Genomic DNA, 25,225 nt, shown 5'->3' on the forward strand with positions numbered 1-25,225 from the left:
ACGAATCCAGCTTACCAGCCTCCTCATCTATAAGTATCCTTAACCTGGGGCGATTTGTACTTCTGCGCATGGTTGATCAGAAGCTCCACGTCCACCGCTTCCAGCGAACTGGGCTCCAGCGGCAGCCGGCCGTTCACGCTGAGTTTTTTCCACCGGGCCGGATGGTAGCGGTAATAGGTCTGGCCCAGACGGACCAAATCGGCCTGCATGGCAAGCCCTTTCTTGTAGTAGGCCATAATTTCGTTACGGACCGTCTGCTCGGCCAGCCGTTCAATCTCCTCCAGAGGCATTTGCTCCGCCAATTCCATGATCGTCCCCTTGGCCTTTAGCTTGACCTTAAAACGGGGTTGTCCCGCCTGTTCGTGAATTTCGATTCGATGCGTGGCATCCTTCACTTCGATGGTAGCGAGCACATGCTGATCCCGGCGGAGCGTCAGCGGCGAAGCCTGGTACGCGCTCTGAAGCCAGCGGCCCTGCATAATATCGCTCATCTTCATCCAGCCGGCATACTGGGTACCGTTAAATATAAAGCCGCCCGATTTCTTGAAAATGGGCATCGGTTTATTTTGCTCCCTCCATACTTGATCGGTGAGCTCCATCGAAGGAATCACGACCGTGGAGGAAGGCTCCAGCATCCCCGCTACAATCTCATTGACATAGTAAGGCTTCAAATTCGACAGCTGCGCATAATTTTGCTCCGGATCGCCCAGCTGGCTGTCGAGAGAACTGCGGTCAAAGAACGATTTGGCGGACATCAGGTCAAACAGACTGCCCCGGGTGCCGTAAAACCATTTGGTATACCGCGTTTCTTTATTGCGGTTCGTAAAATCGAACACCTTCTCCAGCATCTGCTCCTTAAACACGTTTTCGGTCAAAATGAGAAAGTTGACGTGCCCGAGAAACATCGTTCCTGATGCGGTGGATATCAAATCGTTAATGGCGGCAAGCACGGTAGAGCCCTTCCCCTGCCCTACCCAGGTTTTTACCTTGGCGTTCTGCTGCTCTTCCTTGGCGATGGCCGCAAAGTTGACCATTTGGGCATAAATGACGAATTTATGGTTCTCATAATCGACGCCGAGGCCTGTAATGTAGCTGAGACGCTGCACCTCTTTGGCATCCCAGCAGCCCGTAAGGAGCACCAGGAACAGAAGAACCGCGCCGCTGAGCAGACAAGCTGCAAATCGTTGGGCCGCCCTTCTCTTCAAGACCGGTCATCCCCTTTCTGTGCGGAGGCCTCCCCGATCACGTCAATGTTGTTTTTGCGGAAGGGCAGCCGGATAAATTTCAGCAGACTGTCCTTTCTGCCGTATTTTTCGTACCTGAAGTAAGGCTCCCCGAACGATTCCTCATTAATCGCATAAACCAGCATATAAAACAACGCCAGAATGGTGCCGTAGATCCCGCAAATCGCGGAGAACATAAGGACAAACAAGCGCATGATGCGCGTTGTGCTTTGCAGATTCAAATTGACGAGAGTGGAGCCGGACACGATGGCCACCGCCGCCAGGAAAGTCATGCTCGGAGACAAAATCCCGGCACGCAGCGCCGCATCCCCGATAATAATCCCGCCGACGACGGTAATCGTGGAGCCGGTCGCCCGCGGAAGACGAGCCCCTGCCTCGCGCAGCAGGTCGAGCAGAAATAAGCTCAGCAGCATCTCGAAAAAAGCCGAGATCGGAAGGCCTAGCCGGGAGATTCCAATAGTGGCCAGCAGCTGGAACGGAATCTGGTCTTGATCGTACATCAGCAAGGAAATAAAGAGTCCAGGGGAGAATACTGTGACAAAAGCGGCTATCACCCTAAGCAGCCGGTTGGCAATAGCTACGTGATAGCTGAAATAAGAATCCTCCGGGCTGATAAAAAGCTCGGTTAAAGTGACGGGCGCCATCATGCAGGTAGGGGAGCCGTCCATAAAGACGAGAAATTTGCCCCGTGCAAGACGCTCCGACGCATAATCCGGCTTTCCCGTAAAATTGCTTAGCGGCAGTATGGAATACCGGCTCCCTGTAAGTACGTCCTCCAGCCTGGCATTGCCTCCGATCAGCACCGTATTCCCAAGGTCGGACAGGCGCTCGTGAACCATGGACAACGATGTCTCGGGCACTCTGCCCTTGAAATAAAGCAGCGCGAGGCGCGTGCGAGCCGTTCCGTGGGAATAGTAATACTTGACGCTAAGCTCGGAGGTCCCAAGGCGCTTGCGGATCAAAGCGATATTGGTGTCCAATTCTTCGGTAAATCCGTCCCTGAACCCGCGTATGGAAGGCTCCAATGCGGATTCTTCCGGTTCCCTGTGCGGCTTTTCCGCAAAATTGATGCAGTACATTTCTTCCCTGTGGTTGAAATACATCAGCAGCCGTCCGCTGAAAATAAAAAACGCGTAGTCTTCCGCCGACAAGTCCGGATCGTCGATAAGTACGGCTGCGTTTTCTTCCAGAAGCTCCGTAAATTCGGTGCCCTCCAACGACAAGGCGTGCGTCAGCTCCGGCATAAAATACTCACGCATCCGCCGCATGTCGATCAAGTCCGGCTGAAAAAATAGCGTGACCAGCCGCTCCCCCGAGCTTTGCTGCTCCGTAGCGATGTCTTCGCAATCCTCAATGGCATTCTTCAGCGCTTCATATACTTCGGCTTGACTCATGGAGAACCGCTCCTCTCCTGCATTTTAAACCGGGTCAGCAGCATCAGTCCTATACTGAACAGCAGGGCGACGGCAATCGTGCCCGAAAAATACCATTTGCTCAGCAGTTCGACAAAGCCTTGATCCGAAAAGGGCAGCAGAGCAATGATCGTCATCAAAACAGCGCCCGTCATAATGATGAGAAATGAGGCTCTCGTTCCGCTGGAATCGCTGCGCAGCAGGTCTTTCATAAGAAAGAGCGACAGCGAGATCCGTACGAAGCTGCCGGACAGCCATTGAAAAATCGACAGGAAATCGACATGCTCCACATAATGCCCGATCCGCACAAGCCGCCATTCTTCATAAGCCGGGTAGCGGAGACGAGCCGCCTCGTCCGGTCCGAATTCCACGATAGCTCCGATCAGCGGCCCCGCGGTTAAACCGACCAGCATCCAGAGGATGAACGTCAAATGACGCACCTTCAGCTTCTCCTCCAGATGATGCTGGAGCAGCAGGACGAGCACGACTTCAATCAGGCCGCCCATGCCGATAAAAATACCCTTGAAAACCGGATGAAACCCGTTCTCCAGTATCGGCAGAAGATGCATGTAATGCTTGCGCGGAATATTGGCTACGCTGACAAAAATACCGAACAGAACGACCAGCGGCAGCAGAAAAATACCGCATCGCGCAATTTTGCGAATGCCCAGGAAGGCCGCCCACACACAGACTCCCATAAGGGCGATAGTGATAAACCATAACGGCGTTTCCGGAAGAAACATGCTCTTGACCCAGCCGACGGTATCCACAAGCGTGACGGTGCCGAAAGCGAACACATAAATCATCACCGGGGCTTGGAGCAAAAGCGCGGGCAGCGCGCCGTATTTCCGCTTAACCCATTCGAAAACCGGCTGCCCGTTCATTTTACGGATAGCATAAGTCAGCGACGGGAGCCAGCAGGTCAGGAGCAAACCGACGATCAGGACGGAAATCCATCCGCTGCGTCCCGCCGTACCGAGCAGGAACGGCATCACGATCACATGGTCCATGAGACCGGATGAAAGCATGAACAAAGTAATAAGCTGATGAAGATTCAAGCCTTTCTGGCTGGGTATCATGATAAACCACCGACTGAAGGATTTTGTCAAAAAGAATACAAGTAGACATATTATCCCTCCGACGGTAACCTTTATACTTTCTTCCACCTTCATTTGACTTACTAAATTTGAGAAACTATAAATAATAGAGTAAAGTATGGGTATGCAATCTAAGGAGGCGTTTCATGATGGCCGAGCCGGCAATGAATATGGAAATTGGAATCAGTACATTTTTGGAAGCGACACCGGACCCGGTAACGGGAAAAGCAATCACCCATGCCGAGCGGCTGCGCGAGGCGGTGGAGGAAATCGTGCTGGCCGACCAGGTCGGTCTGGACGTATACGGCATCGGGGAGCATCACCGTCCCGATTATGCAGGCACGTCTCCTGCAGTCGTATTGGCCGCGGCGGTAGCCATGACAAAACGAATCCGGCTGACCAGCGCCGTAACCGTGCTGTCTTCGGACGATCCGGTTCGCGTATATCAGGCATTCTCCACACTGGACGGCATCTCCAACGGCCGGGCCGAAATTATGGCGGGCCGGGGTTCATTTATCGAGTCCTTCCCGCTGTTCGGGTACGATCTGAACGATTATGAAGAATTGTTCGAGGAAAAGCTGGAGCTGCTGCTCGCCATCCGGGCATCGGAAAAGGTAACCTGGCGCGGCGGCCATCGCCCTGCCATCCATAATCTCGGGGTTTACCCGCGATCCGTCCAAGATCCGCTGCCTGTATGGATTGCAAGCGGCGGGAGCCCCCAATCGGCCGTCCGGGCGGGCATGCTCGGTCTTCCGATTGCCTTTGCGATTATCGGGGGGATGCCGGAGAGCTTCGCACCGCTAGTCGAGCTGTACAAGAAAGCTGCCCTGCAGGCCGGGCACGACCCGAACAAGCTGGCTATTGCAACGCATTCGCACGGATTCGTCGGGGACACCACAGAACAGGCCGCCGATGCGTTCTTCCTGCCTACGCAAGCCCAGATGAACGTCATCGGGCGCGAGAGGGGCTGGGGACAGCCTTATAGCCGGGCTACCTATGACGCAGCGCGCAGCCTTCGGGGCGCCCTCTATGTGGGCGATCCGGAATATGTGGCGGAAAAGATTATTTTGCTGCGCAAAAATCTGGGTGTAACCCGCTTCTTCCTCCATGTGAATGTCGGGACGATGCCGCATCGCGAAGTCATGCATGCCATCGAGCTGCTCGGGACCAAGGTAGCCCCGATCGTCCGTAAGGAGCTAGCCCGGATCGAATCTGAATCCAAGGCGTGACGTTCCGCCTGTCTTAAGCCGCAGAAACGCATCGCAAAGCTCCATTGTTATTAACCCCGTCACAGACGGCTGCACTGTTGTCTTTACCCAGGCTGACACTGCTCCAATTGACCGGTCAGCAGTCTGATCTAGTCCAACAAAAAAAGTGTGCAGGCATGGAACAGCCTGCACACTTTTTTTGCCTCTTACCGAAAGCTCCTGCGTACCGCCGCAGCCTGCCTTCAAGCCTCGGCCAGCTCGTCTCAGCCGGCTTTCCGCCAACTGTCGCCGCTCGACTACAATAACAGCTTCATGTCATGCAGCTTGTCAAAAATGATTTGGCTGACTTCGGATACCCGTTCCCGGTCGCTGTAAGTCAGCCAAGCCACTTCCTCAATTTCAGAGGCCGGACGCAGCTCGCCTTCGAACTCCGCTGTATAGCAGGACATGCGGACAAGAACACCGTCCGTCTTGCCGTGAGCTTGGGCCTCAAAGGTACCGAAAGGCCGGATCGTTTCGGGCCGGATCCGGACGGACAGCTCCTCTTCTATTTCCCGCAGCAGCGCGGCGGCATCCGTCTCGCCGGGCTCCCTTTTGCCTCCGGGTAAATAGTAAGTGTCCTTTGCTTTGGAACGGGCGCCTAACAGACGCCCTTCCACAATATAAATCCAAGCAATCTTATCGATGATGGCTGTCATGGTGTGCGCTCCCTTGCCTTTGGCATGTTTACCTGAAATTATAACACGGGAGCGCCGATCCGCCCAACCGACTGTCTGCTTCGTCCGTTACCGGAGAGAGCGGATTAAACGCGGGTCAGCAGGCGGTTCATTTTTTCCTCGTCCGGCTGAATGCCAAGACCGTTTCCTTCCGGCACACGGATAAATCCGTTCTCCGCCTTCAGTTCCGTCGGAGCAAACTGCTCTCTGATCGGGTTCTTCTCGATCGAGTACTCGTAATAGCTGTTGCATTCCGGCGTGCTCGCCGCCAGATGCAGCGCCGCCGCAAAGCCGACCCCGCGCGTTGTATTATGAGGCACGTAGTGAATGCCGAAGGCGCGGCATAAGACGGCCGCCCGTTTGGCCTGTGAAATACCGCCGCATTTGATCGGATCGGCTGCATACAGGTGGCAGGCTCCCTTGGCGATGAAATCGCGGAACGTAAACAGGCTCCAGTCCTGCTCGCCTACATGGATCGGCACCGGCAATGTTTGCGCCAGCTTGACGTAGGCATCGATATCGTAATACGGGCACGGCTCCTCGTAATGATGCAGGTTGTATTGGCTGATTTTCTCATACAGCTGTACCGCCTGGATATACGTGTAGGAGCTGTTGCCGTCGACCATCAGCTTGCAATCGGGGCCTATCGCTTCGCGGACGGTGCGAACCTTCAGCGCATCCTTGTCCAGATCGACCGGCAGACCGGAGCCGTACCGCGGGCCTACTTTGATTTTGACCGCTTTGAACTGGAACTGGTTGATGCCTTCGAGCAGCTTGGCCGCTTCCTCCTCCGGCTCAAGATCCCGGCTCATGCTGGAGCCGTAGAGCGGGATTTGATCTCGGTACAGCCCGCCCAGCAGATTGTACAACGGCTGCTTTAAAAATTTCGCTTTGGCGTCCCAGAGCGCGATCTCGATGCCGCTGAAAGCCATAGCCAGCAGCTGGCCGGAAATTTTGTAGTTTTTCCGCATCACCTGCTCCTCGATTTTCTCGATATCGAACACGCTTTGCCCGATCACCTGCGGCTTAATAACCGTCTGAATAATCGGCACAATCGCGTCCACCTGCATCGGACTGCATTCGCCGAAGCCGTCGATGCCTTCATCCGTTTCGACTTTGACATAAAATAACCCTTGGGCAAAATAGCAAATAATATTCGTTACTTTCATTTCGTTTCCCCCTGCGAATTTATTTCGTAAACAAACGATGAGGTTTCCTTGATCTGATGCGTTTCATAATAAAAATAAGTGCCGTCGAGCCGCATACTCAGCGTGTTGTTCACTCTCAATTCAACGGTATTGCCATCCGGACGAAGCCATTCCGTCCGTCCCGACCAGCGGTAAGGCGTCCAGGCGCGCACGCCGAGCGAATGACCGTTGACCCGGATTTCCGCGCAATCGTGGAAGTGCGGGCTTAAACCGGACAGCGTCAGCTCGAACGTTTCCGACGCTCCGGGATCGGCAGCCAGCGCCACGGAGGTTTGCCGGAAAAGGGCGGCCCCCGAGTAATACGGGCAGCCTTCGATGACGGGAAGATTCGGGTTCCCGTTCACCGGTGCGGCCGTCAGGACCGGCCGTCCGCCGGATTTGAAGCGTACGCCGAATGCGCCCCGCAAATAAATCGGGTCGACCACGCCTTCATAAGCGTGCCGGATGACCACGCGGACCATCAGTGTGTTCAAGCCTTGGACCAGCGGCAGCGGACCGCCGTCTCCGTCCCACAGCGTACCGTTCACGAACAAGCTGTACTCTCCCAGAATCGCTTCGCGGTCCATCGTCAGCTCGGCCGCGGCGGGAAGCTGCTCGACTTCGAATACGGCCTTATACCAGCATACGACCGGGTAATCGATGTTCAGCTTGAAAGGCGTACCGAACCAATGGGTGCGGTAGGTCAGCGCATGCTTCCATTCTTTAGCGTGATCGGACGTTTGGCTGATCCATGTTTTCGCGTCGACTTCATACCATTTCACATCGGCTGCCGTCCCCGGATTTTGCGGCCATCCTTGTTCCAGCCCGACATCCTGCTCATCCAAGGCGAGCTGAAAGCGGCCCAGTCTCAGCAGGTTCGGCTCCGACAGTTCCAGCTCCCATGCGGTGTCGGCATGAACCTCCACCGGAAGGAGCGCCGTTTGTTCTTCAACGTCCACTACTTCGGACGGAGCAGTCAACGCCGCAGCCGTACCCGCAATCTCGATCAAGTGCGACTGATACGGGGCGAACGTCAGCTTGAACACCGTTTGGCCGTCCTCCGTCCGTACCGCCTGAAGCGGAGCTTGGCCGCCGGTCTCCAGATCCCGATACGCGAGCTGAAGCTCCGTACCGAAGCAGGCTCCATCCAATCGGACTTCCACCTGCTTCTCTGCCGCCCCATGGTTGGCGATAAAGACGACATCGCTTTGATCGTCGATCCGTCTGTGCTGCATCAGCAGCGTGTCCGTCAGGCCGTCCTCCGACCGGAGCTCAACTGCGCGCGGCAGCGTCCGGTCCAGCAGCTCAAGCAGTGTCCCGATAGCCGGAGCGCCTTCGGCACCGTCAGCGTACGGAACGAAATATGCCCCTTGCTTGCCCTTCCTCCAAGCGGTTGTTTCTCCAGCCTGATGCTCAGCAGCATCCGTTCCGGCAGCGGCTGCGCCGCCGTTCCCAGCGCCTCCGAGAAACCATTCCGCCATAGCCGCAACCGTGTCGGCTTCCGGCTCGATCGTCTCGTACGGCAGGGAGCCGACGGAAATGACGGTGCCTCCCGCCTCCATAAACGAGCGGAGCTTCGCCCAGGCCGCCGACTCCAGATTCGATACCGGCGGAATAATGAGCACCCGGTACTGAGCGGCGCCAAGCTTCAGCGAGCCTTCTTCCACGGAAGCTTCCATCAGCAGCTCCGGGTCTAACGTATCGTAATCGCGCTGGTTCATCAGCAGCGCGGTCTGGATCTCGATCCAGCTGGCCTTCAGCTGCTCCAGCATCTTTTTCTCCCGCTCGCCGACTCCGGCAAAGCCGAACTGATGGAACGGATTGCCCATATGCGTCCAGAGAGAAGTCGTCGGGTCCACTACGGCAATATCGATTTTGGCCGCGCCCTCGCTCATCAGCCAGCTCAGCCGGCCGATATAGTCGCCGAGAAGAGCGAAATGCTCCCAATACGGGTTCTCCTCGAACTGGGACGGCGCCGCGTCATGCTTGCGAAGTCCGTCAATAGAGTAGAAGAACGCATGGAAGTTAAACATGTTGGTGCCGAGCACCGCCATCCAGTCGATCATCCAGCGGGCATCCTGCAGCGTCATCGACCAGCCGATGCTGTGGAAGCATTCGATCAGCGCACGCCGGCGTCCCAGCTGCCGCGACAAGGAGCTGCCCATCTTCGGATTATGGCGCAGGCTGTGCGCATACCGCTTCATAATTTCCGGCAGCGAGCGGCCGAGCTTCTCATGCGCGCTGTCTCCTCCGGGAATATGGCTGTGCAGCTGCGTCGTCATGCGGACACTCGGCACTTCAGCGACATATTCCATGCCGTACTTGTCGCACCAGTCCGCAACCTTTTTATGAAAACGCTCTCTAAGCATCAGATGAATGCACTGGAACAGGTCGTAGCGTACCCGGGCCGTCTCCTCGCCTGCATCCTCGTAAAGCATATGCAGCTTATCCAGCAGATTGTAGCCGCAGCGTTCCTGGAAGAAAGGGACGATCAGCGGGGACCATGGAAGCTTGCCGGCCCGAAGCCCGACTTCATCGGTAAACATCCCTTTGATCGTTCCCCCGAAATATTCGCCCATTTCCTCGGCGTAGCGCTCATGGGTCATCTGCATAAACGTATCCACGGCGTCCGTATGCAGCGGATCGACAAAGGTGCCGAAATATTTAAAATCGTCCACTTCCTGCTCCGTAATGACGATCACTTCCCAGCGGTCGGCGCCGGTTGGCAGCTCGTACCTCAGCCGCTTCACGGTATGATAAGTAAAATAGCGCTTCCGGCTGTAATTGGTCGATCCCGTCTGCTGAAACACCGTCTCATCCTGGAAGCTGCCGATCCATGGCGTTACATCTACCGCCCGCTCCCAATTCTTTGCTCCGTCCGGTGTGTACGGTACCGCTTTGGCCCATAGTACCCGGCCCCAAGGCAGATCCATGTCCGCCGCCTCGCCGCCTTGAAAAGCTTGCACCGTTCTGGACAGCATCCGCTGCTTCGCCTCGGGATGCTCCAGCGTCACCTCGCCGCCGGCCATGCCGCTAGGATACGGGTATTCGTCGTACAGCCATACGTTCAAACCGGCCTGCTGCGCGGTTTGAACGGCAAACTTCACCCGGTCGAACCATACCCGCGATAAATAAGGCAGGTCCGATCCCCTGTCTGGCGCAAATGAAAATCCCGCCGACGCCTTTGTCTTTCATTTCTCCGATCTGCCTTGCAATCTCCTCTTCTTCCATCTCACCGTTCCAGAACCAGAAGGGATGAACCCGGAATTCGACTGGCGGGAACTGAAAACGATCGTTGCTGATCACCCTGCTTCACCTTCCATCCATTATTTGTTGTCTTTCCAGGCGCTGCGCTCCGGTGCCGCGGAAGTGCCGCCTGAAGCTGCCGCAGTGCCGCAGCTGCCAAATCCCCGGTTTTACCGGGGGGCGCGGAGGCATGCTTTGGATGCGCAGGCAGCGGCAGCTGCCTTATAAAAAAGCCGGAGCAGCTTTGCCGCGGGCACGGCAGCGCGTTTACGCACAGCGAAAGACTTTATTCCTTAGCGTTATCCCTGTACTTGCTCGGCGTCATGCCGACATTTTTCTTGAAAATCCGGCTGAAGTAGCTGTGCTGGTAACCCACCCGCTCGGCTACCTCATTCAGCTTCAGATCCGTGCTGCACAGCAGCTCCTTCGCTTTCTCCAGCCTGATTTCCGTCAAGTAATCAATAAAATTAATGCCGACATGCTGCTTGAACATTCTGCTTAGCGCATACGAGCTCAAATGCTCCGCCTCGGCGATCGATTCAAGAGACAGCTCTTCCATGTATTTCTCGTGAATGACGGTAACAATCCGATCCACGGCCTGCTGTAAGTAAATGTCCTGCTTGCGTCTCGTCTCGCGCAGGAAAGGATAAATGACGCGGGCCAGAAACCATTTCTCAATCTCCTCCGGCTCCTTGATCTGGCACAGCTGATCGTACAGATTCACGCCCTCATAGAGACCGGACAAGCTCGTCCCCATCTGCATAATGGCCCGCTGCACGGAAGCGAGCAGATGCAGCATACCCTGCTGAACCCACAGCTCTTTACCCGCATTCATCCGCAGCTCATGCAGAAACCGGGAAAGCGCCGCCGTCGTTTCATCCTCCTGCCCCATGCGAAGCCCGTGCAGCACTTCCTTCTCCAGATGAAACGGATACTCGGAGCTTTTCTCGCCCTCGGTTACCCACTCGCCCAGATCGAGAATCTGGTTATGCTCCTGCAGATCGCGGAAGCGGAGCACTTGTCTCGTTTCTTCCATCATAGCCGGGATTTCCTTGATCTGGGCTACAGGCTGGCCGAGTCCGACCGCCACCCGCAGATGCAGAAGGAGGTTCAGCCGGTCCGTCATATCCTGGAGCAGCGCATGGATGCGTTCCCGGTCCGCTCCGGCGGCTCCGAGGCGGGCGTGCCGATCAAGAGGCCGATCGTCAGGTTCTGGAAGTTGATCGCATCCGCCTGCTCGAAGGCGCCGGACGCCAGCTCCTGAACGATGTTGGCCGCGGCGAACGTCACCAGCACCTCGTCTCCTTCGGAGAAGCGTCCCTCCAGGCTGGCAAAGCCGAGCAGCTGCATAAAGATCACGGTAAAATGATGGCCTGGCAACGTCCCAGCCCAGATTGGCCATCTGCTCCTGCAGGTCCGCTTCGGACAAGTAGTACAAATAGCCTTGCGACAGCTGCAGCAGAAATCCTTGACGCACCTGCGGCAGCTGGCTCTCCAGGCGGGTCTGCAGCGTCTGGCTCTCCCGTGTGACCCGGTTCCACACCGTTTCGATCATTTCAAATTCATCCCCCGCTTCCAAGCGGGAAGAATCGTTCCGGCCGCCCAGCAGCTGTACCAGCCGTTCAACCGGCTTGTACAGACGGCGCGAGGCGAACCAGGACAGCACGACAGCAAGCAGAATACCGAAGCAGCTGAAGCCGATGATCGCCCTGGAAATAAAGACGACCGGGCCTGTCAACGCAGTAAGCGGCGTAGCCGACACATAAATCCAGTCGGTGCCGAGCCGGTTTAAGGTCACGGAGGATACCGAATATTTCTCCTTCCCCCAAGAGAACATGAAATGCTCCTGATTCCCCCCGTCCTCCAGCACATGCTTACGCAGCGCCTCATCCAGCTCATGCCCCGCTCCCTCTTGTCCGAAAGGCGCAATCCACTGGCCGCTGCCCTGGATCAGGAAAGAGGTTCCTTCATTATGCGGAGTCAAAATCGTGACGGCTTCTTTCAGCTTGGCCGCATTGACCGTGACCAGAAATACGCCGAACGGGCGCGGGCTCCCGCCGGGTATTTTGTGAATCAGCGACAAGGTCGACATCGATGCTTGACCCTCCGCCGTTTGCTCCGCCTCATCGCCTGTAAAATTGCTCCACATGGCCTGATACGGCTGCTTTATCAACGCGTCGAATTTCGGCTGCAGCTCAGAGGCAAGGGGATGGTACCCTTCCTCCGTGAAAAGCAGCGGGTACGGGTCGCGCAAATATAAGGTAACCTTATCGATCAACGGGTTCAGCTGCTTCATAACCAGCAAGGTTTTGAAAATATCCTGTACCTGGCTGTAGCCGTAAACAAAATCAAGCTTTTTCAGCTTGTCGTCGAACTGCGGGTCGAACGCCCAATGGGACAGGGACGTTTCCAGTCCGTACAGCTGGTCGTCGATGCTTTTCTGCGCCTGCTCGACCTGCTGCTGATGGAGCCTGTTCGTTTCATTGGCAATCTGCTCGCTGCCGACAAAATAAATGCCTATTCCGATAAAAAGCCCCGGCAGGCTGGCAATGATGATGACCATAATCAAGCTCCGCCGGAAAAAACGCCCTTTTTTCTGTGTAGGGGTTTCGTTAGGTGCGTTCGTTACGCTGCGGTTATCTGAAAGCACAAGCACCCTCCTCCCATTCTCTCTTTACAACATTCGGGATCAGGTATAGAGTGTCCTTCCACCGAAACGAATTATCCTTTGACGGAGCCGACCATAACCCCTTTGGCAAAATGCTTTTGCAGGAACGGGTAGACGCATAGGATCGGAATCGTCGCGATCACGACCGCCGACATCTTCAGCATTTCGGCAGGCGGCGGCTGAAGCAGCGGATCCGCTTCCGCCAAAGGATTCTCGGCGAGCATATTTTGCAGCAGCACCTGAATCGGCCACTTCTGATAGTCGTTCATGTACAGTAAAGCCGAGAAATACGAGTTCCAGTATTCTACCGCGTAAAAAAGTCCGAAAGCGGCGATCGCAGGCATCGACAGCGGCAGCACGATACGGAACCAGGCCGTTACCTCGTTACAGCCGTCAATAGCGGCCGCTTCGTCCAGGCTTTCCGGAATATTTTCAAAAAAGCCTTTCATCAGGACCACATACCAGCCGCTCGACAGCACCGGCAAAATCAAAGACCAAATATTATCAATCAGCCCCAGGCTGCGCACGAGCATATAATTCGGAATAATGCCCGGACTGAATAAGATCGTAAATAAGATAAGCATGAGCGCTACCCGTCTTCCGAGCAGCCGTTTTCTGGACAAAGCATAAGCCAATGACGCAGTCACAACCAGACTGCATAGGGTGCCGACGACCGCCAAGAAGGCGCTGACGCCTACCGAGCGAATCATGGACGGATTGCTTAACAAATACCGGTACGATTCCAAGGACCAATGCTCCGGAAAAAGCACGATCGTCTTCGATAAATACTCGCCTGTTTCCGTGAACGAAATGACAAACACATAATAAATCGGAAATACCGTCACCAAAGCGACAATGCCAAGAACTAGAATATTAACTCCGTGAAATAATCGATTGCCGCGGCTGTACTCCATAGCTCTCTCCCTCTCCTTCTCTCTTAGTAGATGCCTTCCTCGCCGAAACGTTTGGCAAGCCGGTTCGCTCCTATAACAAGCACCAGCCCGATGACCGACTTGAACAGTCCGACCGCCGTACTGAAGCTGAACTGCCCCTGCTGCACGCCAAGCCGGTATACATACGTATCGAACACTTCCGCTACATTCGAAACCGCTCCGTTATACATCAGGAACACCTGCTCGAAGCCGACGTCCATCATATGGCCCAGCCGGAGAATCAGGAGAATAAAGATGACGTTGCGGATCGCAGGCAGGGTGATGTGCCACATTTGACGAAATCTGCCCGCGCCGTCCATCCGCGAAGCTTCATACAGCTGCGGATCGGTTCCCGCAATCGCCGCAAGGAACAGTATTGTGCCCCAGCCGCATTCCTTCCAGATCGACTGGACGGTCAGGATGATCCAGAACAGCTTGGGATCGTTCAGAAACTGGATTTTCTCCATGCCGATCGAAACCAGCACTTCATTCACGAAGCCCCTGGACACGGACAGCAGCATAAAGGTCAAGCCCGCGATAATAACCCATGACAGAAAATGAGGCAGGTAAACGATCGATTGGACGATCCGTTTGTAAATCTCGCTGCGCAGCTCGTTCATCAACAGCGCAAGCACGATCGGCAGCGGGAAGAAGAAGACGAGGCTGAGCAGGTTAATCATCATCGTGTTTCTGAACAGGAGCCCGAATTGAGGATCCGAGAAAAAGCGTTGAAAATGATCGAAGCCTATCCATGGACTGTGAAGAATACCGGCAATCGGAGAATAATTCTGAAAGGCGATGACAACGCCCCAGATCGGAATATATTTAAAGATCAAGAAAAACAAAAAGCCGGGGATCGCCAGGCAGTATAAATATTTGTCGCGCAGCAGCCTTTTTCGGATATGCGCTAAGCCGTTTTTTTTGTGTGTCTTGGTAATCTTACCGGAATACGCGGAATAATCGGACATGCTGTTATTCCTCCTTCTTCAGATGCTGTAAATGACGGGGAAGCCGGCCCCTTCCCATTTCCCATGTTTCTCAAGGAGCCGGCCTCTCCTCTGCTGATGTTATTTGCCTGTCCGCTGTTTGTAAGACGCGTTAATTTCCGTTGTAATTTTGGTCATTTGCGGGTTTGATTTCAGCTGATTGACGAAATCGTCCCATGCCGTGATCGGGCTGACGCCGAGAATCACCTTCGTTTTCACGTCCTGCGCCTGCTTCGCAAGCTCGGGACCGTAGGATTGGAACGTTTCCGAGTAAAGCCCTACGCTTGGATCGGCTTTGCTGTTTTTGGCCCGTTCATCCTGAAGTTTGGTGTACAAATCGATGCTTTCTTTCGGGAAATTGCGGTGAAGCGTATTCGCATAAGGGTCGGCGACATAGACGATCTGGTTGTAGTTGTCGATACCCGAAGCGGTATATTTATCTTTAATCAGCTCTTTGTTGCCGTCTTTGACCGTGTAGTGAGTGCCTTCAACTCCCCATGTTTGCAGGTCAAACACTTCCGGAGACATCCATTTGTCGATCATCTGCATAATTTTATCAAGCTTCTCCTCCGGAACCTGCTTGGAGATAGCCAGCATGCCAAGGAAGCCAGGGCCTTTCGGATTAAAATCATTGATCGACGTTACAGGATAGAACGCTTGATGATCGTGGACGGTAGGATCGACCTTGCCCAGCTTGCTGACCATCTCCTGCATGTTCCCCGTTTTGTCGGCGATCATGCCCGCTTTGCCGGAAGCGTACAAATCGTCCACCTGGCTCGGCTTCAGCGAAGCAAAGTCGGCCGGGATCAAGCCTTCCTTATAAGCTTTGTTTAAAAACTCCAATGCGCTTCTCGTCTCCGGCATCAGATCCGTATAGACCAGACTTCCGTTCTGATCCTTCCAGTTGCCCGTCGCTCCGGTAAAGCTGTTGATAATAATGCCGAGCGTCCCCATATCCGCGGCGTTTACGTTACCGGAAAATCCGATCGTATCGTTCTTGCCGTTGCCGTCCGGATCTTTTTCCTTGAAGGCTTTCATCACGTTATACAGCTCGTCGGTCGTCGTCGGCACCTGCATGCCCAGCTTATCCAGCCAGTCCTTTCTCAGGACGAAGAAGCGCGCGCCTTCCGCTCCGCGCGGCCGCGGAACGCCGTAGTTTTTACCGTCCTGCATCTTCGTCGCTTCCCAAGCCTCCGCCGGAATCAGCTTGCTGATGTTCGGGTACTTGCTGTACAGCGTGCTGATATCCCAGAATGCTCCCTGCTGAACCATGGAGCGGAACATCGTGGAGAACGGATCGTCGATCATCACTACATCGGGAATATCCCCGGAGGACATGCTGACGTTCAGACGTTCTTTATAATTGTTCGCCGAAACCCATTGAATGTTGAGCTTCGTATTCGTCGCCTTCTCGATCGCTTTTTGAATTTCGCCGTTAGGGTCCGGCGGATTCGCGCTTGTAAATGCGCTAATAATGCTGACTTCCGTCGGCTTGCCGCCGCCGCTGTCACTTCCGGATGCGGCCGGCGCCGGATTTTGTCCACAGCCGGACAGTGCGGCCGTGCTCATTAAAGCCATAGCGAGCGTCGCAATCGTCATTCTGTGTTTCTTCTTCCCCCAATTGTTTTGCATACTGATCCTCCCGTTTCATTTCGTATTGGCATTATGCAGAAGCTTTGTGTTGCCAGATGTGAAAATCGCTTCGATGCCCTGAATTTAACGGATAGAGCCCTTTCCAACAAGCCCATTTTTTTGTGTTTTTCACGATAAACCTAGTTTGCACATTTTTGCATTTGTCATTTTTCTGCAGAAAGGCGCTGAAATATACGCTGTATAAGCGCCTTTTCAAGGCGTTTGGTGTCGAAATAGCCGAAAAAGAGCATAGCTCCATAGCTTGGGCTAAGTACCGAACTCATTAGAGATCAGTTGGGCAACACGGCTCGCTTTCTGATGACACCCGCGCAAAAAAGCCTGGCCGGTGAAGGCCAGGTTCTTAAAAAAGCTTTGAATACACTCAACTATTAGCGGGCTGGAGCTGGAGGAAAAAAGGAGACGCCCCCTACTGGCCAGCTTCAAACGAAAATACATCCGATACGCTCCGGCCGCCGTATTCGTCTTTTGCCACCGCGTACCAAAAATAGCTTTGTTCCGGCTGCGCCCCCGGATAAGGCACCGATGCCCTGCTTCCGCTTGCAGTCGGCTCCGACGTTCCGATCAGCTCCTCCGTCCTCGCGTAAATGCCGACATAATCGGTCGCGACCTGCTTCTCGACCGGCTTCAGCTGCAGAGGAAACACCAGCTCCTCCTCCTGCGGTTTGAAAAAATCCCATTGGTTCAAATAAGGAGAATACGTATTCACCAGCAGCCGCTTATGCTGCAGATCAAATTGCAGGAAGCGCATGAAGCCTTGCCCTCCCTCCGGCCCGTTCTGGTAATCGCTCAGCATTTCCACCACAGTCCGGTCCCCGATTTTCCGAAGATTATTCGCCACACCGGGGTTGTGCCCGCCGAGCACCATAAATACGTTCGGATTAGGGACGACCAGCTTGTCCCATATCTCCTTGCCTTGACCAAAGTAAGCTTTGTTCGGCTTTAAATATTCATGCGTGGCAATGATCGCATTTCTGTCGGCATATTTCTGCAAAATGCTGTTCGCCCAGTCGAACGACTTCTGATCGATGAGCCAGCCCAGGTAGACGATGACAAAATCGTTCCCTTGCGCCGAAACCAGGTCATAGTGGTCCCGGTTGTTGTTCAAATCGCCGCCGAAGGTCGGCTGTCCGACGAACCGTTCCTTGCCAAAATATTTCCAGAACTCATCGTAATTTCCCGCATCGTAAGCTACATCGTGATTGCCTGCCGCCACTCCGTATGGAATGCGGGCATCATCTAATATTTTCATGCTTCGCGACGCATTCTCCCATTCCGGTTTACTGTTCCAGTTGTTAACAATGTCGCCGGTATGAATCGCATACTGAAATTTACGCTCTTTCCAATGATCCACCGTCCAATGGGTCATCTGATCGTATATGTTCGGAAACGATTCGCTGTAATACTGCGTATCGGTCATCCAGAGGAAAGCAAAATCATACTCGCCCGTCGAAGGAATCCGGTCCTGGATCAGCACATCGACCGTGCCGTCGTGAACGAGCTCCCCCGTCAGCTTCCCGCGCAGCGTGAAATCCTCCGTCCCTTGATTGGAGTCCAGGTCCTGCCACTGCGCCTTCGTCTCGTTCCAGACGTAGAGGGTAACCCGCCGGCCCGGAAGCGAATGCCCTGTCCAGACGACTTCCGCATCCGGAGGCAGTCCCTCCTTCACCTCGAAGGTGAAACGGTGGTACGGGAAGCGGTCTTTGGCATCCTCCGTCAAATATTGACCGTCCCGCACCGAAACGGCGGCTCTCTCCTGGGGAGTCAGCGCCCTCTCGCCTTCCGGCTGCTTCTGCAGCGGCGGCTCCCGGTCCGCCGTATTGGCATAGGCCAACAGATTGCCGGAATGCGTCAAATCATACCGCTGCGCCTTATAAAAAGAGACGGTCAGCTTGTCCTGCGCCGGATCGCTAACCTGCACGCTTAGCGGAACCGGTCCCGCCCGGACCTTGCTCCGATCGGCCGGATAGGGCTCGGTCGGTGGAAGCGGCATCTCCTTCAGCACTTGAAACGTCACCGCGGAAGCCGTTTCGTTCCCTGCTTTATCCGCTGTCGTTACCTCCAGCCGATGCTTGCCGACAGCGAGCTCGGCGGTCAGCAGCTCCGCCGGCGCCTCAATCACTTTGCCGTCCAGCTTCGCTACGATGGTCGCGGTGCCTGACCGTTCATCCTCTGCATGTACGGCAACGGCCACTTTATTGCGGTAAGTTTTCCCTTCCACGGGGGATGTAATCTGAACCTGGGGAGGCGTGTTATCCACCTCGACCTGGACGGTCCGGGCATTCCGCCTCCCCTCCTGCTCCGTCCGCAGCTCAATCCGGTGGCTCCCTTCGGTTGTCTTCGCCGTATCCCAGCTGTAATAAACGGAGCGGTACTTCTCTTCCTTCAAGGTGTAATGAAACGTTCTCTGCAGCTCAGCCGGGGACTGAACACTACCGGGTCCGTCACTGCCGAGGCTGTAAGCCGCAGCCGTCTTGTAGTCCGGGGCATCGAGCACGGTTCCGTCACTCAGCTCCAGCAGCACATTGCGAAACCGCCATGCATCGTGCGGGCCCTCCGTATCCTCAGCCGAAAGCTTGCCGCCGGCCCGGAAGGTCACGGCATTGTCCCCGGGCTGAAGAAATGCCGCAGGAATGGGAATCGTCACTTTGGCAAAGCCGGACACGTCCGTCTCAAAGACATGGGCGAGCTTCCCGTTCACCCATAAGCTGTCTTTGTAGCCCGCGCTTCCTTCCACACCGTCAGCTTCCAGGGTTAGCAGCACCGGTTTATCCATGACAGCCTCGGCCGGTACCTTCTCGCCGTCAATGCTCAGCTGAAGCTTCGTGCCGGGCTTGGCCGCGGTTCCCAAGATCGTTTTGGTTCCTCTTATCATGTCGCCGTCATCGACGGACAGTACAGCGGAGCGGACGGCTGCCGGGTTTCCGGAAGAGCCGTACGCTTGTACGGCATACAAGTAGACAGACCATCCAAGCCCTGCCAGGACGAATAGGCCGAAGACATAGCCTATTATTAGTTTGATCGTATTCGAGCGAGGGTACGGCATCCTTCCAGCCCCCTTGTGTTCGGCATTCGTTATGCCCCTTATTACCACACAACGCTCTGGCTGACTCGTACGTGTTCCAACGCGCATGAATCCCGGACACGTGTACGATGCTGCACGGGAGCCGGCCGAACCGCTCGTGGTCATGGTTCTATGCCGAACCAGTAAGTCATCTTGGCAGCCTTCGTGCGCAGGCGTCAAGCATTACCAAGCCATCAATCTGCATGCTTGCTCCGCTTCCTCTGTCCCCTTATGATAAGAATACAAAACGATGCAGCGATGCCGTTGGCCCTGCAGCCATTCCATTCGATGCCCCGGAAAGGAGCCATCCCCGTTCATGAGCTGGAGCTTCCCCTTGTACCGCGCCGGACTACTTGCAGTTTGTTTCTTCATGCTGCTAATGCTTCTTCCGGCTTCTCCCCTCCCGCACGAAGAAATGCCGGCGAAAAATCCGGCGCTGGAGCTGACCGACTGGTGGAGAGAGCAGGCCGAACAGGCCGAAAGCTCAGGTCAGCCCGACATTGCCGCGATCTATAAAGCAAGACTGGAGGGCTACGGCCTAAGCCGGCAGCCGGAAGCGCCGGCTGGGAACAGGCTAACCTCTCCTCAGCCGCCGGCGGATTCGTTCACAGCCGTGCAGCTGTTGGAGCGGGTTCCTCTCCCGACTCCCGCCGCGCCGGCGCCTCTCGCCCAATACGAGCCCTCATCGGGCGCCTACCTGGGCATGCTCGGCGCGGACCGCCGGGTTGGCTACGACGTAACCAAGGTGGAGGGCGTATACGGCCGCCGCCATGCCATCTATTTAGCCTATGTCGGATGGCGCAAATTCCAGACGGACACGAGCTCGTACTTTCCGGTACGTACGGCGGAAAGGGTCAAGCAGATGGGCGGGGCGCTGCAGATCGGCTGGGAGCCGCGTTACGGTCTGGAGGACGTGAAGGACGACGAATACGTCCGGACTTTTGCTAGAGAAGCCAATGCTTCCGGCATTCCGGTCTTTCTCCGGTACGCCTCCGAAATGAACGGCGCCTGGGTTCCGTGGCACGGCAATCCGGAGCTCTATATCGAAAAATTCAGGCTCATTCATGACATTATGAAAGAAGAGGCGCCCAATGTCGTGATGGTCTGGTCTCCGAACTTCGCTCCCGCGAATACGATCGACGAGTATTATCCGGGAGATGCGTATGTGGATTGGGTCGGTTTCTCGCTCTATGCAACGCCGCTGACGAACGGCAAGGAGCAGCTTGCAGGCAGCGTGGTCGATACCTTCGCGCCGTTATATGCGAAATACAGCCGCAAACCGATCATGATCTCGGAAGGGGCTGTAGCTCATACGGTTCTGTCGACGAACACAGCCTATCTTTCCTGGGCTGAAGGTCAGTTGTCGTATATGTATGCGGTCGTGCCCCGGATGTTCCCTCAGGTCAAAGCCATCACTTATTTTAATTTCAGCCGCGCCCAGGCGGCCCGCAGCCAGATGGATTACGTATACGATTTGGGCGAAAATCCTTTAACCGACGCGCTCTATAAACGACTGATCCAATCCGATTGGTTTCTCGAATCGGTTGAGCACCCGGCGTCTATGCCGAATTATACCTATACGCCTATTCAGCCGGAGGAGCTTCATGGCGGCGGAGAGCACCGGCTTCTCATCCATGCCGCGCTGGCCGGCGGAGCCGTACCTTTTGCCGTCGAGCTATCAAGAGGAGAGCGCCGTCTGGGTATCAGCTATCAGATGCCGTGGGAGATAACGGTAAATGAGGCTGCCGGCCCGGACGGCAGTCCGGGCGTCGAGCCGTTGAAAATCACTGCTTATAATGAACGAATGGAGCCGCTTGCCGTTCAGCTTTTGAAGGAGTCCTAGGCCGAACGGCATACTCCCTCTCTCCATTAAGCCTGCGCTTGCGGTACTGCGGCGCGGCCTTTGGCGATCCGGATCGCCATCAGGGCGGCGAACAGGCATACGAAGCCTGCGGTGACGAAAGGAACCGTGTAGCTGCCGAGCCATTCGCGCATGACGCCTGCGCCGTAAGCCGCGGCAGACGCGCCCAGCTGGTGGGCGACGACAACCCAGCCGAAGATCATGCCTGCTTTTTCTTTACCAAATTCCTTGGTCGCCAGCTTCACCGTCGGAGGCACTGTGGCAATCCAGTCCAATCCGTAAAAGACGGAGAAAACGAGCAGCGCGGCCGGGCTGGAATCGAGCGCGTAGGGCAGGAATAGCAGAGAAAGCCCGCGAAGGCCGTAATACCAGAAGAGCAGCCAGCGGCTGTCGAAGCGGTCGGACAGCCAGCCCGACATGGTCGTGCCGAACAAGTCGAACAGCCCCATCAAAGCCAGCAGCCCTGCTGCCATCACCTCGGGTATGCCATAGTCGCCGCATGCTGGAATCAGGTGGGTACCGATCAATCCGTTCGTGGAAAATCCGCAGAAAAAGAACGTGCCGGCCAAAAGCCAGAAGGTTTTGCTGCCAAGCGCCGAGCGCAGCGCCAGCAGCGGCGCAAGAAACAGATTCCCGCGGAACGGCTCCGGCTTCACCAGCTCCTCCGCGCCATAGGGAGCCCTGCCTACATCGTACGGATGGTTCCTCATCCAGATGGCAACGACGACAAGCAGCACAATAAGGGCGGCGACCGTCGAATACACGGCGTAGCGCCAGCCTGCGCTGACCGTAATTTTAGCCAGCATCGGGAGGAAAAGCAGCTGTCCGGTGGCGGCGCTGGCTGTGAGCAGGCCGACCACCAGCCCTTTTCTTTGGACAAACCAATGATTGGCTACGGTTACGCCAAGCACATTGGCCATCATCCCGGTGCCCAGGCCCGTCACAAGGCCCCACAGGATTTGAAACTGCCACAAAGCGGTCATTAGCGGCGTCACCGCCAGACTGGCTGCCAGCACCGCAATCGAAATCACCAGTACCCTGCGGATGCCGAATTTCTCCAGCATGGCGGCGGAAAACGGCCCTACGAGGCCGTACAGAAAAATGCCGACGGAAATCACGCCGGAAATGCCGCTTCGGTTCCATCCGAATTCCTGCTCGAAAGGCAGCATAAGAATACTTGGCATGGACCGGATTCCGGCGGAGATGAGCAAGGTCACAAAAGTGATGAGCACCACAAGCCATCCATAATATAATTTCGAATTTACTTTTGCATTCATTTACTCACCACTCCCAAGCTCATCGTTTGTTGTACATACAAAATAACTAAAAAAATAAAAACTTATTGCCTCTCCAGCTTCTCGCTCATCTGCTTCATATTTTCGGACAGCTGGCGGGCCGCTTCCGGTCCAAGCAGCTCTTCGTATTTCTGATGAAAGCTTTTGGAAGCCTGCAGAATCGTTTCCAGCAGCTGTTGTCCCTTTTCGGTTGGATACACGAGCACCGTTTTCCCCTGGCCTCTGCGCTCCACCAGATGCTTGCCTTCCAGCTTGTCAATAAACCGGGTCAGCGTGGAGGCGGTAATATACAGCTTCTCGGCCAATTCCTTCTGTGAGATGCCCGGATTAATATTCACTAGCCGGATTAAATAACCGTACATCGGCGTTAGCCCCGTTGCCGCAAATTCTTCCTCCGCCATCTTCGTAATCGCCCGGCTTAACCGGTTCGTCGTAAAAAATAAACAATTATGAAGGAAGCTCTCATCCATGCTTTATTCCACTCCTTTCCATTTTTATTTTGTATGTACAACTAATATAAAGTGAGACTCAACCAAAGTCAATAGTCAAAATCATCAGGACTGTTTCTTGAAGAGCGTCAAACCACTCACCACTCTCTAAGCTGCTTCCATTCCCCGGCCCATTCTCGAACTGTTAAGTCCATGCAAACCAACTATCCTCTCCTGGCTGCCGCTTGCTCTTGGCACAATGGACGGCGTTCTTAAGAACCCTCGACCGGGATGGGACTTGGAATTTGTTCTACCCAAAAAAGTCTTAATCTATGACCTGCAGTTCCACTACGGAATACTGCAGATCACAGGCCAAGACCGGTTCATTCCTGGCGGCTAATCCATTGCGCCTTCCAAATTTTTAAATTGGTTGAAAAACATCCGGTAATACTTGCCCTGCTCCTGAATCAGCTGGTCATGGCTGCCCTTTTCGGCAATCTCTCCTTGGTCGATAACCATAATCGTATCAGCATCCCGGATCGTATTCAGCCTGTGGGCGATAATAAAGCTGGTTCTTCCCTGCATGATTTGCAGCAGCGCATCCTGAATATGCAGCTCCGTCCGGGTATCGATGCTGCTGGTCGCCTCATCCAGGATGAGAATGGACGGCTTCGCCAATATTACCCGGGCAATAGCGAGCAGCTGCCGCTGGCCCTGGCTCAAATTGCCGCCATTTTCCGTCAGCAGCGTCTCATATTTATTCGGCAGCCTGTTGATAAACACATCCGCATTCGCCATCGCGGCGGCCTTCTCTACCTCATCATCCGTCGCATCCGGACGGCCGTATTTGATATTCTCCTTGATACTCCCCGAGAACAAATACGTGTCCTGAAGCACAATGCCGAATGCTCTTCTCAAGCTGTCCCTCGTATATTCCTTGATATCCGTCCCATCGATGCGAATCGTCCCGCCGGTTACATCATAAAAGCGGGTCAGCAGATTGACAATCGTCGTTTTGCCCGCTCCTGTCGGACCGACAAGCGCGGTACTGCTTCCCTGCTCGGAATCGAAGCTGACATGCTTTAAAATCGGCACGTCCGGACGGTAACCGAAGCTGACGTTATCGAACACGACATGTCCCCTCGGGTTCGTCAGCACCTTGGCACCCGGCTCGTCTTCGCTCTCCTCTTCCTCGTCCAGCACCTCGAACACACGTTCCGCTCCCGCCACCCCTGACTGCAGCACGTTAAAAATGTTGGCAATTTCATTCAACGGGCGGACGAACTGCCGGGAATAGCTCAGGAAGCTGGCGATGATCCCGACCGTAATCATGCTTTTGACCGCCAAAATCCCGCCGACGATCGCTACGGCAGCAAAGCCGATGTTAGTAATGACGCTCAGCAGCGGCATCATAAAGCCCGACCAGATCTGGGCGCGCAGGCCGACCTCGCACAGCGTAGAGTTCACTTCCTCGAACTCCTCGATGGCTTTCTCTTCATGGTTGAATGCCTTGACGACCATCAGTCCCGAGATCGTCTCCTCGATATGGCCGTTCAGCTTGCCGAGCTGCACCTGCTGATCCTTGAACAGCACGCTCGTTCGTTTCGTAATGGTTTTGGCCAGCATATAGACCAGCGGCACTGTAATCAAGCTTGCCAGCGTGAGCAGCGGGCTGAGAATCAGCATCATAATAAGGGAGCCTATAATGGCAATCGAGCCTGACATCAGCTGCGTAATGGATTGGGACAAAGTATTGCTGACGTTGTCGATATCGTTGGACAGGCGGCTCATGACTTCCCCGTGCCGTCTCGTATCGAAGTAGGCGAGCGGCAGCTTCTGCAGCTTGCCGAACAAAGCCCGGCGCAGGCTCAGCACGATCCGCTGCGATACGCCGGCCATCAGCCACCCCTGCAAAAAGGTGAGCAGGGCGTCGACAAGGTAGGATGCGGCCAGCGCGATGACCGCAATTTCGAGCAGCTTGAAATTGACGCTGCCCTCCGCCGCTGTCATCGAATCAATGGACACACCTATGAGATAAGGTCCCAGAAGCATAACCGCCGCATCGATAAGGATAAAAATAAAAATGATGCCAAGCCATTTTCTTTCCCTGCCGAGATACTGCCACAGCCTTCTCAGGGTTCCTTTAAAATTTTTCGGTTTGACGACAGGCCGGCCGCGGCCGCCGAAGCCTCCGGCACGTCCGGCCAGCATAGGAATGTCGGGAGGCTGGT

Annotated in this window: 17 protein-coding genes; 2 read left to right on the plus strand and 15 right to left on the minus strand. The window is 55.1% G+C overall.

Annotation, left to right across the window (positions count from 1 at the left end; translation table 11 throughout):
• Positions 1–23: 23 nt before the first annotated feature.
• The 3 genes from ACHHV8_RS21855 to ACHHV8_RS21865 are packed head-to-tail and all read right to left on the minus strand — an operon-like array spanning position 24 to position 3,735.
• Entirely contained in the window at positions 24–1,205 is a 1,182-nt protein-coding gene (locus ACHHV8_RS21855; protein ID WP_395161542.1) for a Ger(x)C family spore germination protein, read from the minus strand.
• Positions 1,202–2,638, minus strand: a complete 1,437-nt coding sequence (locus tag ACHHV8_RS21860; protein WP_395161544.1) for a spore germination protein — start codon at positions 2,636–2,638, stop codon at positions 1,202–1,204. Before ACHHV8_RS21860 ends, ACHHV8_RS21855 begins: the two co-directional genes overlap by 4 nt.
• Positions 2,635–3,735 carry a GerAB/ArcD/ProY family transporter gene (locus ACHHV8_RS21865; protein WP_395161546.1) on the minus strand — a complete coding sequence of 367 codons (1,101 nt, stop codon included), beginning with the start codon at positions 3,733–3,735 and terminating at the stop codon, positions 2,635–2,637. The genes ACHHV8_RS21860 and ACHHV8_RS21865 overlap by 4 nt, the downstream gene beginning before the upstream one ends.
• Before the next feature lie 167 nt (positions 3,736–3,902).
• On the opposite strand from ACHHV8_RS21865, the gene ACHHV8_RS21870 reads away from it, so the two are divergent.
• The gene (locus tag ACHHV8_RS21870) at positions 3,903–4,982 is read left to right on the plus strand and encodes an LLM class flavin-dependent oxidoreductase (protein ID WP_395163584.1); all 1,080 of its coding nucleotides are present in this window, start codon (positions 3,903–3,905) and stop codon (positions 4,980–4,982) included.
• A 275-nt stretch (positions 4,983–5,257) separates the two neighbouring features.
• Here the strand turns inward: ACHHV8_RS21870 and ACHHV8_RS21875 are convergent, their stop codons facing one another.
• The 9 genes from ACHHV8_RS21875 to ACHHV8_RS21915 form a co-directional block, all read right to left on the minus strand.
• Positions 5,258–5,659: an NUDIX hydrolase gene (locus tag ACHHV8_RS21875; protein ID WP_395161548.1), complete on the minus strand. Its 402-nt coding sequence runs from the start codon at positions 5,657–5,659 to the stop codon at positions 5,258–5,260.
• A 104-nt stretch (positions 5,660–5,763) separates the two neighbouring features.
• Complete coding sequence (locus ACHHV8_RS21880; protein ID WP_395161550.1) at positions 5,764–6,846, minus strand: mandelate racemase/muconate lactonizing enzyme family protein; 1,083 nt, start codon at positions 6,844–6,846, stop codon at positions 5,764–5,766.
• On the minus strand, positions 6,843–9,935 hold the full coding sequence (locus ACHHV8_RS21885) for a hypothetical protein (protein ID WP_395161552.1): 3,093 nt from the start codon (positions 9,933–9,935) through the stop codon (positions 6,843–6,845). The genes ACHHV8_RS21880 and ACHHV8_RS21885 overlap by 4 nt, the downstream gene beginning before the upstream one ends.
• Positions 9,898–10,170, minus strand: a complete 273-nt coding sequence (locus tag ACHHV8_RS21890) for a hypothetical protein (protein WP_395161554.1) — start codon at positions 10,168–10,170, stop codon at positions 9,898–9,900. The genes ACHHV8_RS21885 and ACHHV8_RS21890 overlap by 38 nt, the downstream gene beginning before the upstream one ends.
• 226 nt (positions 10,171–10,396) lie before the next feature.
• Positions 10,397–12,760: a helix-turn-helix domain-containing protein gene (locus ACHHV8_RS21895; RefSeq protein ID WP_395161556.1), complete on the minus strand. Its 2,364-nt coding sequence runs from the start codon at positions 12,758–12,760 to the stop codon at positions 10,397–10,399.
• A gap of 71 nt (positions 12,761–12,831) precedes the next feature.
• Positions 12,832–13,692: a carbohydrate ABC transporter permease gene (locus ACHHV8_RS21900; RefSeq protein WP_395161558.1), complete on the minus strand. Its 861-nt coding sequence runs from the start codon at positions 13,690–13,692 to the stop codon at positions 12,832–12,834.
• Between the two features lie 23 nt (positions 13,693–13,715).
• Positions 13,716–14,678 (minus strand): ABC transporter permease, encoded by a 963-nt coding sequence (locus tag ACHHV8_RS21905; protein ID WP_395161560.1) that lies wholly within the window; start codon positions 14,676–14,678, stop codon positions 13,716–13,718.
• Between the two features lie 99 nt (positions 14,679–14,777).
• A complete protein-coding gene (locus ACHHV8_RS21910) occupies positions 14,778–16,328 on the minus strand; it encodes an extracellular solute-binding protein (RefSeq protein WP_395161562.1) in 1,551 nt (516 codons plus the stop codon).
• A 427-nt stretch (positions 16,329–16,755) separates the two neighbouring features.
• Positions 16,756–19,392 (minus strand): metallophosphoesterase, encoded by a 2,637-nt coding sequence (locus tag ACHHV8_RS21915; RefSeq protein WP_395161564.1) that lies wholly within the window; start codon positions 19,390–19,392, stop codon positions 16,756–16,758.
• Between the two features lie 334 nt (positions 19,393–19,726).
• On the opposite strand from ACHHV8_RS21915, the gene ACHHV8_RS21920 reads away from it, so the two are divergent.
• Complete coding sequence (locus ACHHV8_RS21920; RefSeq protein WP_395161566.1) at positions 19,727–21,253, plus strand: glycoside hydrolase family 26 protein; 1,527 nt, start codon at positions 19,727–19,729, stop codon at positions 21,251–21,253.
• A gap of 26 nt (positions 21,254–21,279) precedes the next feature.
• On the opposite strand, the gene ACHHV8_RS21925 is transcribed toward ACHHV8_RS21920, so the two are convergent.
• From ACHHV8_RS21925 to ACHHV8_RS21935, 3 genes are all read right to left on the minus strand, one after another.
• Positions 21,280–22,548 carry an MFS transporter gene (locus ACHHV8_RS21925; protein ID WP_395161568.1) on the minus strand — a complete coding sequence of 423 codons (1,269 nt, stop codon included), beginning with the start codon at positions 22,546–22,548 and terminating at the stop codon, positions 21,280–21,282.
• Positions 22,549–22,610: 62 nt separating this feature from the next.
• Positions 22,611–23,036: a MarR family winged helix-turn-helix transcriptional regulator gene (locus ACHHV8_RS21930; protein ID WP_395161570.1), complete on the minus strand. Its 426-nt coding sequence runs from the start codon at positions 23,034–23,036 to the stop codon at positions 22,611–22,613.
• 354 nt (positions 23,037–23,390) lie between these two features.
• Positions 23,391–25,205, minus strand: a complete 1,815-nt coding sequence (locus tag ACHHV8_RS21935) for an ABC transporter ATP-binding protein (RefSeq protein ID WP_395163585.1) — start codon at positions 25,203–25,205, stop codon at positions 23,391–23,393.
• Positions 25,206–25,225 lie beyond the last annotated feature (20 nt).

Origin of the sequence: Paenibacillus sp. TAB_01 (assembly GCF_043945595.1) — a bacterium.
Classification (GTDB): domain Bacteria; phylum Bacillota; class Bacilli; order Paenibacillales; family NBRC-103111; genus Paenibacillus_S.